Origin of the sequence: Tissierella sp., assembly GCF_032104385.1 — a bacterium.
In the GTDB taxonomy this organism is placed as follows: domain Bacteria; phylum Bacillota; class Clostridia; order Tissierellales; family Tissierellaceae; genus Tissierella.
The window spans coordinates 79,544-92,384 of the sequence record NZ_DAMCHJ010000002.1; the positions used below are offsets into that span (position 1 = coordinate 79,544).

Here is a 12,841-nt window from a genome sequence, read left to right on the forward strand (position 1 = left end):
ACTAAATTACAGCTGCTACTATCATGCCAACTATCATAGCTAAACCTAAGTTGTATTCTTTTAATTTGGGGACTTTATCAGAAACAATTTCTAATATAACCATTGAAATAGCTGCTGCAACTCCAGCCCAAAGTCTAGCTCCTCCTGCTAACAAATGTCCTGTTAAAAGATATCCTGATGTTCCTAAAATAGCTGCACCACAAATTTCACCCATAAGACGGGTATCTCCTTTGGCAACCTTATCCTTTATTGCACCAAGTTTATGAGTAAATAATCCACAGAATAATAACCATCCACAGCCATTCAATGTCATGGTCCATACTGAAGATGCGTATGCCTTAATTCCATATTCAGAAGAACCAAATTCTATGCCCATTGCCTTAGCACCAATTGTAGCTGCAGTTAATTCAGTAGGCGCTGCCCCAATAATTGATAATCTTAGCCATGACATTGGTCCTCCAATTACTGCCATCATTCCAAGCATAACAATGAAAACTGACACTGCAGGGCCTACAGCGGAAACTGCTCCAACTCTAAAAGCCTTTATACATTGTTCTCTAGTTAAATTTACTACTTTAACTTCACTAACATGGAATGCCTTTTTAGCAAAAATAATCCCTTGTATACCAGTTAATACAACTACGGGTACTGCCATTATCCACATCCACGGATCATTAGCTACCTGTAAATAATCTTTCATATAAACCCTCCTATTGTAAAGGGACACTAATAAATTTTTAGTGTCCCTTTGTATTAGTGTAATAAAAAATTATTTATACTACTAAGATTATCTATTATATACGCTGCTATCTATACCCTCTAAGTATTTTATTACGTTTTCTAATGGCTCAACGTCTGCAAATTTAGCATCCAAATAAATTCCATTCAATAACTCCTGGTACTCTATCTCCTATAGTTCCTATAGGTACTATTGTCTTAAATCCATGTCCTGTTGAGTCCATAACTGTATGTCTAACACATGCACAAGCAGTAGCTCCCATTACAATTACAGTATCAACTCCTAAGAAATTTAAAGTTTGAGCTAAATGAGTCCCAAAGAAATTACTTGCATATTTTTTGTGGATAACTGGCTCTTCTGGTCTTGGTTTTAACTTAGGATCTATTTCCATCCAATCAGAGTTAATATCTAATGTATGCATAGGAATCTTTTCATCCCATCTTGGTAAATCCCATTGTTCTTTTCCAACATAACCTGTAGTAGTATGGAATATAGGAACCCCTGATTTTCTTGCAGCTTCTAGCACTTTAAGTGCATTAGCACAGATTTCATTATTATTTTCACATGTAAATGGATGACCATCTGACATCCAAGCCTTTGCCATGTCTACAGTAGTTATTGCTGGTGCTTTACCATAACCCATTCTTCTTTGGAATCCTCTTTCTTTATAAATCTTACTTGCTTCTGCAAAGGCTTTTTGTAATAATTCTTGATCAAATTCGTATTTTCCACCTTTATCTACAAATCTTTTATCCATTAATAACTCCACCCTTTCAATATATTATTTTTTTGTCACACACAAATATTTCTAGATGTAAAACAAATTAGGCGCCAATTTGTTTGTTAATTGTTTTACTTGTCTATATATAAAGCAAATATCATGCCAATTAATCTTATCTATTTTAGTGGCTTTATCAATTAATTATTCTTATATTTGTTGCACCTATGCAACAAATATATATGAAAGAGTGGTTTTACCCCTTTATTTAAACATTTCAATTCGACACTATTTTTTCAAAGTGTTGCAATTATGCATAAGATTTTCCAAATAATCAACTCTCTTATTCAGAAATTCGATTTTCTAATCCATATTTTTTTATTTTTCTTGATAAAGTTGAATAATGAACTCCTAAAGCTAAGGCAGCTTGTCTTATAGATGGGTAATTTCTTAGTGTTGATGATATCAAGGCTTTCTCATATAGCTCTGTCATATATGTTAGTTTTGACGTTACTTCTAATCCTTCTATGGAAAAGTTATTTTGTATTTGTTCTGTAATAACTTGTGGTGGTAATTGTTCAATATCTATTTCATCTCCAATATTCATTATAAATAAGTATTCTACTAAGTTTTGTAATTCACGTACATTTCCTGGCCAAGAATATGACTTTAAAATATTCATAGCCTCTTGAGTTATAATCATAGTTTTTTTATATTTTCTATTTAATTTTTCTAAAAAAAACTGAATTAATTCTGATATATCTTCTGCCCTTTGTCTAAGAGGGGGAATATTTATTGGAATAACATTTAATCTAAAAAATAAATCTTCCCTAAAGTTTCCCTCTGAAACTTCCTTTTTTAAATCTTTATTAGTAGCCGCCAGTACTCTTACGTTAAGAGAAGTTGGTTTCTTAGCTCCAATTCTAAAGACTTCTTTTTCTTGAAGAACCCTAAGTAATTTAGATTGTACTGGCAAAGGTAACTCTCCAATTTCGTCTAATAATATAGTACCATTATTAGCCAACTCAAACATACCCGGCTTTCCTTCTTTTGAGGCACCTGTAAAGGAACCCTCCATATAACCAAATAACTCAGATTCAAATAGTTCTTTTGGTATCGCTGCACAGTTTACTCTTATAAAAGCTTCATTTTTTCTTGGACTTTCATTATGAATAAACTTAGCCAACACTTCCTTTCCTGTGCCTGACTCACCATATATCAAAACTGTACTATCGAAAACAGCTGCCTTAGAGGCAAGTTTTATGGTTTTTTTCATAATTTCACTTACATAAATAAAACCTTCATGATATAGTGCTTGCTCTCTTAAGATTTTAATCTCATGGGTATATTTTTTTGTAAGTATTTTAGTTTCAATCAATTCATTTCTTAAATGAACTAATTCTGTAATATTTCTTGTATTACATACAACTCCTACTAAAGACTTACTTTCATCATATATCGGATTAGCTGTAGTTAAAGCAGATTTACCAGTTACATATTTATGAATTAATGATACTGGTTTCTCATCCTTTAACACAGATAGAGAAGCAGCTTTATTTATTATACCTTCTTCTAATAAATCTTGTAGATTTTTACCAAGAATATCCTTTTTTTTCAAACCTGTAGTGGTTTCATAGGCTGTATTTACATAAGTAACATTTCCTTCAATATCCGAAATAAGTATACCATCTGATGAAAACTCCATAGCTGACATTAATATATTTATATCCATAGCTATCTCCCTCCATCTATCTATAACAATAACTTCACTTTTTGACATCAAAAAGTGAAGTTATTGAAATTTAACTATCCTAACTTTTCTACTACATTTTTAAGCATCTTCCTTATTGGAAGATTATAAGGACATTTAGTCTCACATAGACCACATTCTACACAATGCACTGCCCTTTTTTCCATTGCATCATATCGTGATTTAGCCCAATCCTTTAGATCATATCTAGTATAATAACCCTCCATTAAAAATTGCACTGGTATATCTATGCCTTGAGGACATGGTAAACAATAGCCGCATCGTCTGCAAAATTGAGAGCCTAATGAATTTGACTCTCCACGTAATATTTCCTCTTCTTCAGCTGTTAATTTCCTTTTATTTATGCCTACAGATGCATTAGAACTTACTTGTTCTAATGTATCCATTCCTGGAATAACTACGGATATATTAGGATTGTCCACTATGAATCTAAGGGACAATTCTCCATTGGTAATTGCACCTCCTGCCAATGGTTTCATAACTATTACTCCGATGTTCATTTCCTTAGCTTTTTTAAATACTTCTTCTGCTTGACGTTCCACAGGATTATATGGACATTGTATTGTTGAAAATTCTCCTGTATCTATAGCTTTATCTAAAATTTCTGGACTATGGGATGTTATTCCTATTTCTTTTATTACACCTTTCTCTTTAACTTCTTTTAGCGCTTTAAGTCCACCATTTTCACTTAAAATAAAATCTAATTCTTCAAAACTTCTAATATTATGAAATTGAAATAAGTCTATATAATCAGTTCTAAGATTTTTTAAGCTTATACTTAATTCTTCAAGTATTCCATTATAATCTCTTTTCATAGATTTTGTTGCTAAAACAAATTTATCCCTGCCTACTTTTTCTAATGCTTCACCTATTAAAGATTCAGATTGATTATACCCTCTAGCAGTATCTATAAAGTTTATCCCTCTATTATATGATTCTTGAATCAGCTTAACCGCCATCTCATTATCTACTCTTTGTATAGGAATTCCTCCAAATCCAATTGTAGATACTTCTAGATTAGTTTTTCCTAGTGTTCTCTTTTCCAATTTAATACCCCCTATTATAGAACCCTTGCCTCACCTTTATATACAAGCCCCGTAGTACTATCCACTGTAATTATCTCTCCATCTTGTAATATAGTTGTAGCATCTTCTGCACCTACTATAGTTGGCTTATTAAGATTTAGTCCTACAATGGCCGCATGGGATGTGAGTCCTCCTTGTTCTGTTATAATAGCTGATGCTCTCTCCATAAAACTTACCATTTCTCTATGAGTATCCTTACTAACTATAACATCTCCGTCTTTAAATTTTGCAATCAATTCCTCTTCCGTATCTGCAATACAAACTCGACCCAAGGTGGAATCCTTTCCTATTCCCATTCCTTTTAACAAAGTTTTTCCTATGGTGTGTACTTTTATTAAATTAGTAGACCCAGAAGTCCCCACAGGAATACCAGCTGTTATAACAACTAAATCTCCTTCTTTTACATAATTTTCATTTACTGCTGATTGTATAGAAAATTCTATTACATCATCAGTTGAATTGCTATAAGGTGATAAGACTGGATAAACTCCCCATACTAAGGACAATCTTCTCATAACAGACTCTGTAGTTGTTGCCGCTATTATAGGTGATTTTGGTCTAAATTTGGATATAGCCTTGGATGTATATCCTGATGATGTAGCTGTAATTATGGCAGATGCCTCCAAATCCATTGCAGTAGTACAAGTAGCCTTTCCAATGGCATTAGTTGTAGATACTTCTGTTATTGCCACCTTAGAGCTTAATATTTCACTATAATTTAAAGATTCCTCAGTTCTTATGGCGATATTATACATAGTTTTTACTGATTCTATTGGATATTTTCCTGCTGCTGTTTCTCCAGACAACATAATTGCACTACTTCCATCAAGAATAGCATTTGCAACATCAGTTACTTCTGCCCTTGTAGGTCTTGGGTTTCTCATCATAGAATCTAGCATTTGAGTGGCTGTAATAACAGGTTTTCCTACTAAATTAGATTTTTTAATAAGCTCCTTTTGTACAATTGGTATCTCTTCCGTTTGTATCTCTACACCTAAGTCTCCTCTAGCCACCATTATTCCATCAGATGCAGCAAGTATTTCATCAATATTATCTACACCCTCTTGATTTTCTATTTTGGAAATTATCTCTATGACATTTCCATTATTTTCTTCTAAAATTTTTCTTATTTCTAAAACATCAGATGCTTTTCTAACAAAGGAAGCTGCAATAAAATCAATATCATTTTCAATTCCAAAGAGTATATCATCTACATCCTTTTTAGTAATTGATGGTAGGTTGATTTTTACATTAGGTACATTTACACCTTTGTGATTTTTTAAAGTTCCATTATTTAATGCTATACAGTTTATATCAGTATTATCAATTATATCTAATACTCTAAACTCTACTAATCCATCATCTATTAATATCCTGCTTCCTTTTTCCACATCATTAGGTAATCCATCGTAGGAAATAGATACTATGCTCTTATCTCCTAATATATCCCTAGTAGTTAGAGTTAATATATCCCCTTCTTCTATTTCTATAGTTCCATCCTTAAAATCTCCTAGCCTTATTTCTGGTCCCTTTGTATCTAACATAATACCTATAGGCATATTAAATTCTTCTCTAACCTTCTTTATATTATCTATTCTTCTTTTATGCTCTTCATGACTTCCATGGGAAAAATTCAGTCTACAAACATTTAATCCATTCAAAAATAATTCTCTCAATATATCTTGTGACTCTGATGCTGGACCTATAGTACATACTATTTTTGTTTTCTTCATTTATTACTCCTCCTATATAGATAATATTCGTGCAGTGTTGTACATATCAATATCAAATTCCTTTTTCATTTCCAAAGCTTCCTTAATATCTATATCAACTATGTGATTACATTTAATACCCAATGCTCTATCTGTTTTACCTTCCTTTAACAACTCAATGGCTTTATTTCCCATTTTGCTAGCTATAATTCTATCATAGGATGTAGGATTGCCTCCTCTTTGAATATATCCTAGGATTGTAACTCTAGTGTCTATGCCAGTTTTTTCTTCAATTGACTTAGATACATCATAAGCATTACCCACACCTTCAGCTAAAACGATTATATGATGAAGTTTTCCCCTGTTTTTACCTTGAATCGCCTTTTTACATACTTCATCTATATTAAAATCCACCTCTGGAACTATTATACTCTCGGCTCCTCCTGCAAGACCTGCATATAAGGCAATATCTCCGCAATGCCTGCCCATAACTTCTATAACATTAGCCCTTCCATGGGATGTAGAAGTATCTCTAATTTTTGATATAGCGTCCACTACAGTTTCTACAGCTGTAAAAAAGCCAATAGTAAAATCAGAAAATCCACAATCATTATCAATTGTACAAGGGATACCAATAGTCGGTATTCCAGCATTTGATAATTCTCTAGCACCTTTTAAAGTACCATCACCACCTAATACTACCAGTCCATCTATGCCAAATACCTCCAATACATTTAACGCCTTTTCAAAACCTTCCTTAGTCTTAAATTCATCAGAGCGGGCAGATCTAAGCATAGTTCCACCTCTATGTATAATATCTGCAACAGATGAAAGGTTCATATCATCTATATCTCCATTTATTAAACCACTATATCCTTGCCTTATTCCCATCATCCTAAAACCGTTAAATATGCCTGCTCTAACTACGGCTCTAATGGCAGCATTCATACCTGGGGCATCTCCCCCGCTAGTTAGCACTCCTATAGTTTTCATAAAATTCCCCCTTATTTACAATTAAATTATTCCTAATTCAATCATTGCATTTTGTATGTCTTCTGCTTCAAATTCCGGGGCTAATATTTCATAAAGTTCTTCTTCACCCTCTTGAGCAAAATATTTTATTTTTACTAAAAATCCTTCTGCTTTAAGTTTTCTTTCTACTTCATATGCATTATCTAATCCTGTAGCCATATAAACGGCTGTCCACATATTAAAGCAACTCCTTTTGAGAATTTAGAATTAAAATAATTTATATAAATTTTACTGATTCTTCCCCTAGGAAGTTTTTTAACTCTTCAATAGCCTTACTACTATTTACGTCAATCCATAATGTTCTATCTGCTATGACAGTTTTCTTTTCTCTTTCTAGATATACATATACTGGCGTATCCCCATTATAATTTCTTAGAATTCCTTTTAATTTTTCAAAAGTATTAGCAGCACTATTAGAAGATATCTTTAGATATAGCTTTCCTCTTTTATATATATTTAACTCAGATATTCTTTCAACTATTATTTTAGGTTCTTCTACTTCAGACGTACTAATCTTGCCTTCTATAACAACTATTCCATCCTCTTTTAAATATTTGTTATATCTGTCAAAGGTAGTTGGAAATACTATACATTCAATAGTACCATATAAATCTTCTAGTGTAATAAATGCCATCATATTATTATTTTTGGTTATCATATTCTTCTTTTCAATAATTATACCACCTATAGCTATCTTCTTTCCATCCTTTACTCCACTTAATTCCCCGTTCATTCCTTCTTCATTATCTATTAAATCAAAGGTAGTAATAGTGGACACTTTTTCAATTTCAGATTTGTAAGATTCTAATGGATGTCCAGATAGATACATTCCCACCATTTCTTTTTCCATTGTAAGTAATATATTCTGCGGAAACTCTTTTAAATCAGGTAAATGATCCTTAGAAATATTTTCATCTATTGTATCAAATATTGAAAATTGCCCTTCTATATTTCTTTTTCTATCAGCATGAATTCCATCTATAGTTTTTTCAAATACAGACAATAATTGCGCCCTGTTTCCTCCTAAGCTGTCCATTGCTCCACATTTAATCAAAGATTCAACTGCTCTCTTATTCATTACAGATGAATCTATCTTTTCTATTCTCTCAATGAAATCTGTAAACCCTTTGAATTTTCCTGTTTCTCTAGCCTTCACCACTGCCTTTATAAAATTTTCACCTACATTTTTAACAGCTGAAAGTCCAAATCTAATTTTACCTTCTGAAACAGTAAATTTATTATAAGATTCATTTACATCAGGTGCTAATATTTCTATTCCCAGTCTTTTACATTCTTGAATATATAGAGATACTTGGCTTGTATTCCCCATTACAGAAGATATAAGTGCTGCCATAAACTCTACTGGATAATAAAATTTAAGCCAAGCAGTTCTATATGCAACTACTGCATATGCAGCAGAATGACTTTTATTAAAAGCATAATTAGCAAAATCTATCATTAAATCATAAATCTTTGAAGCTGTTTTTTCATCTACTCCATTTCTTATAGATCCAGATAAAAGAACTTTTCCATTTTCATCAACTTGACCATAGATGAAATTTCTTCTTTCTTCTTCCATTACATCCATTTTCTTCTTACCCATGGCACGTCTTACTAAATCGGCTCTGCCCATGGAGTATCCGCCAATATCCCTAACTATTTGCATTACCTGTTCTTGATAAACTATGCATCCATAAGTAACATCTAAGATATGTTCTAGTTTTGGATGAAGGTATTCTATCTTCGATGTATCATGTTTACATGCAACAAATGTAGGTATCTGATTCATAGGCCCAGGCCTAAAAAGAGAATTGGCAGCTATGAGGTTTTCAAATACATTTGGCTCTAACTCCTTCAAAAACGCCCTCATCCCTGGAGATTCAAACTGAAATATTCCCAATGTCTCAGCCTTAGCAAACATTTCAAGCACTAATGGATCTTCATAATTTATTTCTTCAAAATCAATTTTAATCTTATGGTTTTTCTCTATTAAATTAACCGCATCTCTTATTACAGTTAAGGTTCTAAGTCCCAAAAAGTCCATCTTCAATAAACCTAGTTCCTCTAGCTCTATCATATTAAACTGTGTAGCTATTGCTTCTCCATTTCTTAACAAGGGTACATAATTTGTCAATGGTGCTTTAGATATAACTACTCCTGCTGCATGGGTAGATGTGTGTCTAGGTAGTCCTTCCACAGCCTTTGCCAAATCTATAAGATTTTTAATTTCTTCATCATCGTAATAACTGTCCCTTAAAGTTTTATTTACTTCCAAAGCCTTTGATATTGTCATTCCTATCTCCATAGGAATTTGTTTAGCTATAAAATCCACTTTCCCATAGGACATATTTAATGCTCTGCCTACATCTCTTATGGCACCACGTGCTGCCATAGTACCGAATGTAACTATTTGTGCAACATGGTCTATTCCATATTTATCAACTACATATTGGATAACTTCTTCTCGTCTTTCATAACAAAAATCTATATCTATATCCGGCATAGATACCCTCTCAGGATTTAAAAATCTTTCAAATATAAGTCCATACTCCAAGGGATCTATATCTATAATACCCAAAGCATAAGATACAATACTTCCAGCAGCAGAACCTCGTCCAGGTCCCACCATTATGCCATTATCTTTAGCAAATTTTATAAAATCCCATACTATGAGAAAATAATCTGTATATCCCATTTGAATAATGGTATTAAATTCATAATTAAACCTATCTTTTATTTCCTCGGTAATATCCTTATATCTTTTCTTAAGTCCTTCTATAGTAAGATATCTTAAATATTCTTCGTTGGTAAATCCTTCTGGTACTTTATATTCTGGTAAATGTAAGGTGCTAAAATCCAGTTCCACATTACATCTATCTGCAATCCATGCGGTATTTTCTAATGCCTTTTTATTGTTACTAAATATATTCTTCATTTCTTCCGGAGATTTTAGGTAAAACTCATTTGTAGGAAATTTCATCCTACCTTCTTCATCAACTGTTTTAGCTGTTTGAATACATAATAGTACATCATGGACTACAGCATCTTCCTTCTTTAAATAATGAACGTCATTAGTAGCTACTAATGGTATATTTGTTTCTTGAGATATCTTTATTAGCTCTCTATTAACCATTCTTTGCTCTTCAAGTCCATAATCCTGTAGTTCAAGAAAAAAATTATTTTCTCCAAATATCTCCTTATATGTCAAAACAATTTTTTTTGCCTTTTCTACATTATTATTCAATATATGTTGTGATACTTCTCCGCCTAAACAAGCTGATAATGCTATTATTCCCTTGCTATATTTTCTAAGTATATTATGGTCTACTCTAGGCTTATAATAAAATCCATTTACATATCCTTCAGATACTATTTTCATTAAATTTTGATATCCTTCATTAGTTTCTGCAAGAAGTACCAAATGATATTGGCTTTTATCCTTTGGCTCTCTATCAGTATATTTATCAATTGCCACATAAACTTCAGAGCCTAAAATCGGCTTGATACCTTGTCTTTTAGCCTCTTTATAAAACTTGATAACGCCAAACATAGAACCGTGGTCAGTTATAGCAACGGATTCCATATTTAATTCCTTTGTTCTAGAAATTAAATCCTCTATTTTAATAGAACCATCTAATAGGCTGTATTCCGTATGCACATGTAAGTGAACAAACTTATTCTCATAATTCATAAAATATCCCTCTCTATTGTATCTCTCATAGATATATTCTATCATAAAACAAAAGATTTCCCTATATATAAGGAAATCTTTTTTATGACCTAATCAAATCTATACGAAAGTATCCAGTTTTAAAGGACTATTGATTTATACCTTGTGACCCAAATTAAGGTAACAAATAGATTTGAGTTGCTAAACTGCGTAAAATGACCTATAAATTATTTATGTCCTAATTTATCAATTACATTTTCTATTAAGGACAAGTCTATAACTCTAAAATCATCCAATACTCTTTCAGTCCAGTCAGGAGTAGGTTTGTTTGATTGGAATTTTTTTGCTGTAGCTATACTTTCTTCAACTATTAAAACACCTTGCTGATCTAAATTGCCTTTTTCTTTAGAAATCATAATGGTTTTATAAGGTGTTTCATTTGGCTTTACACTCCCTGATAATGGATGTGTAAGTAATTGATGACCTTCATGAATTTTATCCCTTAGGAATTCTAAAATTTGTATATAATTTAAATCATCCTTATAGATTATTTCCATATTATCCTTATATTTTTCATATACATATGGGTTATTTGTAACTATTATGCTAGACATTTTCTCTATCTCCTCTCAATTTATCTGCTAGTTCTTCTATTTTTCTAAATCTATGGTTTACTCCTGATTTCCCAACTGGGGGGTCAAGCATCATACCCAGTTCCTTTAAACTTGCTTCATTATATTCTAATCTAAGTTCTGCAATTTCCCGTAAGTTAGCTGGTAATTTATTTAAACCAATAGTATTCTGAATATACTTAATACTTTCCACCTGCCTCATAGAAGCATCTATGGTCTTTCCTAAATTGGCAGTCTCACAATTTACTATTCTATTAATATTATTTCTTACATTTTTTAAAACACGAATATCTTCAAGTTTTAAGAGTGCTTGATGTGCTCCAATAATATTTAATAAATCTACTATCTGCTCACCTTCTTTAATATATACTACGTAATTTTCCTTTCTTGTCACTATCTTTGAATTCAATCCAAAAGAATTGATTACATTAGATAAATCTACTGCATGTTCTTCATTGCTGGTAACAAATTCTAAATGATACGTCTTTTCTGGGTTACTAGTTGAACCCCCTCCTAAAAATGCACCTCTGATATAGGCTCGTTTACAACATCTATTTTTTATTATTTCCCTTGGAATCATAAAATTAGGATTAAAGAAGCTGGCTTCTCCTTTAATAAACCCTACATCTTCTAATATTTTTTTAGATATATCTTTATTATTTATCACTATCAAATAATTATTATTTTTCTTAAGTTGTTTATTTCTTCTTACCATAACTTCTACATCAGTATCATAAATGCTTTTTAGTAATGAAAATATTCTTCTGGCAATAGCAGCATTTTCAGTAGTAAACTTTAAGTTTATCTTTTTCATTCCTGATATTTGTATAGTACCATTCATTCTAACAAGAGCTGCTAACTCTGCTATAGAACAACATCTATTAGTCAAAGGTATTCTTGACAATTCATTTTTAGTTGTCGCAGAAAATGACATCAAATCACCCCATTATTTAAGATTGCAAAATATTTAATCCCTTAATAATTATATTTCTTTCATCTTGATACCTTACTAAATCTTTCGCCTTATCTATATGAACAAATAAAGCATCAATAAATCCTTCTTTTTTCTGAGGAGTGCAATCCATACTATTTGTTTTCATTAAATACCAATGAACGGTCTTATAAACCATCTCATCTTCCTTTAAATTCTTATATTTATAATGTACCATACCTATATACTTGATTATTTCAGCTTTCACACCTGATTCTTCCAATACTTCTCTTAATGCTGCATCTTTTATACTTTCATTTTTTTCCACTTTGCCCTTAGGTAAGACCCAATCACCATTAAATTTTTTTAAAAGTAATATTGTATTGCCAAATATTACAACACCTCCAGAACTTACCTCTTCTATCACTAGAACCAACTCCCAATATATTAATTAAATTATTTTCAGAAACCATATTAATTCAATTATACTATATTATTACTAGATTTGCTAAATGATTTTGACTTATATTTATAATACAATATAATATATA

At 31.7% G+C, this 12,841-nt stretch carries 11 protein-coding genes; all 11 read right to left on the minus strand.

The window, feature by feature from the left end:
* Nucleotide 1: 1 nt before the first annotated feature.
* The 11 genes from RT714_RS02395 to RT714_RS02445 all read right to left on the minus strand — a co-directional run bounded on the left by RT714_RS02395 (nt 2) and on the right by RT714_RS02445 (nt 12,717).
* A complete protein-coding gene (locus RT714_RS02395; protein ID WP_313756015.1) occupies nt 2-700 on the minus strand; it encodes a DUF5058 family protein in 699 nt (232 codons plus the stop codon).
* Nucleotides 701-863: 163 nt separating this feature from the next.
* A complete protein-coding gene (locus RT714_RS02400; RefSeq protein WP_313756016.1) occupies nt 864-1,496 on the minus strand; it encodes an isochorismatase family protein in 633 nt (210 codons plus the stop codon).
* Between the two features lie 304 nt (nt 1,497-1,800).
* Nucleotides 1,801-3,189, minus strand: a complete 1,389-nt coding sequence (locus tag RT714_RS02405; RefSeq protein ID WP_313756017.1) for a sigma 54-interacting transcriptional regulator — start codon at nt 3,187-3,189, stop codon at nt 1,801-1,803.
* 74 nt (nt 3,190-3,263) lie between these two features.
* Nucleotides 3,264-4,274 (minus strand): aldo/keto reductase, encoded by a 1,011-nt coding sequence (locus tag RT714_RS02410; protein WP_313756018.1) that lies wholly within the window; start codon nt 4,272-4,274, stop codon nt 3,264-3,266.
* Between the two features lie 14 nt (nt 4,275-4,288).
* The gene (pyk, locus tag RT714_RS02415; RefSeq protein WP_313756019.1) at nt 4,289-6,046 is read right to left on the minus strand and encodes a pyruvate kinase; all 1,758 of its coding nucleotides are present in this window, start codon (nt 6,044-6,046) and stop codon (nt 4,289-4,291) included.
* Between the two features lie 12 nt (nt 6,047-6,058).
* Nucleotides 6,059-7,018, minus strand: a complete 960-nt coding sequence (gene pfkA / locus RT714_RS02420) for a 6-phosphofructokinase (protein ID WP_216541913.1) — start codon at nt 7,016-7,018, stop codon at nt 6,059-6,061.
* A 21-nt stretch (nt 7,019-7,039) separates the two neighbouring features.
* Nucleotides 7,040-7,234 (minus strand): hypothetical protein, encoded by a 195-nt coding sequence (locus RT714_RS02425; protein ID WP_072974437.1) that lies wholly within the window; start codon nt 7,232-7,234, stop codon nt 7,040-7,042.
* A 40-nt stretch (nt 7,235-7,274) separates the two neighbouring features.
* Nucleotides 7,275-10,748 carry a DNA polymerase III subunit alpha gene (locus RT714_RS02430; protein ID WP_313756020.1) on the minus strand — a complete coding sequence of 1,158 codons (3,474 nt, stop codon included), beginning with the start codon at nt 10,746-10,748 and terminating at the stop codon, nt 7,275-7,277.
* A 206-nt stretch (nt 10,749-10,954) separates the two neighbouring features.
* Nucleotides 10,955-11,341 (minus strand): GrdX family protein, encoded by a 387-nt coding sequence (locus tag RT714_RS02435; RefSeq protein ID WP_313756021.1) that lies wholly within the window; start codon nt 11,339-11,341, stop codon nt 10,955-10,957.
* On the minus strand, nt 11,334-12,293 hold the full coding sequence (gene whiA, locus RT714_RS02440; protein ID WP_313756022.1) for a DNA-binding protein WhiA: 960 nt from the start codon (nt 12,291-12,293) through the stop codon (nt 11,334-11,336). The genes RT714_RS02435 and whiA overlap by 8 nt, the downstream gene beginning before the upstream one ends.
* A 16-nt stretch (nt 12,294-12,309) precedes the next feature.
* On the minus strand, nt 12,310-12,717 hold the full coding sequence (locus tag RT714_RS02445) for an NUDIX hydrolase (RefSeq protein ID WP_313756023.1): 408 nt from the start codon (nt 12,715-12,717) through the stop codon (nt 12,310-12,312).
* Nucleotides 12,718-12,841: the final 124 nt, after the last annotated feature.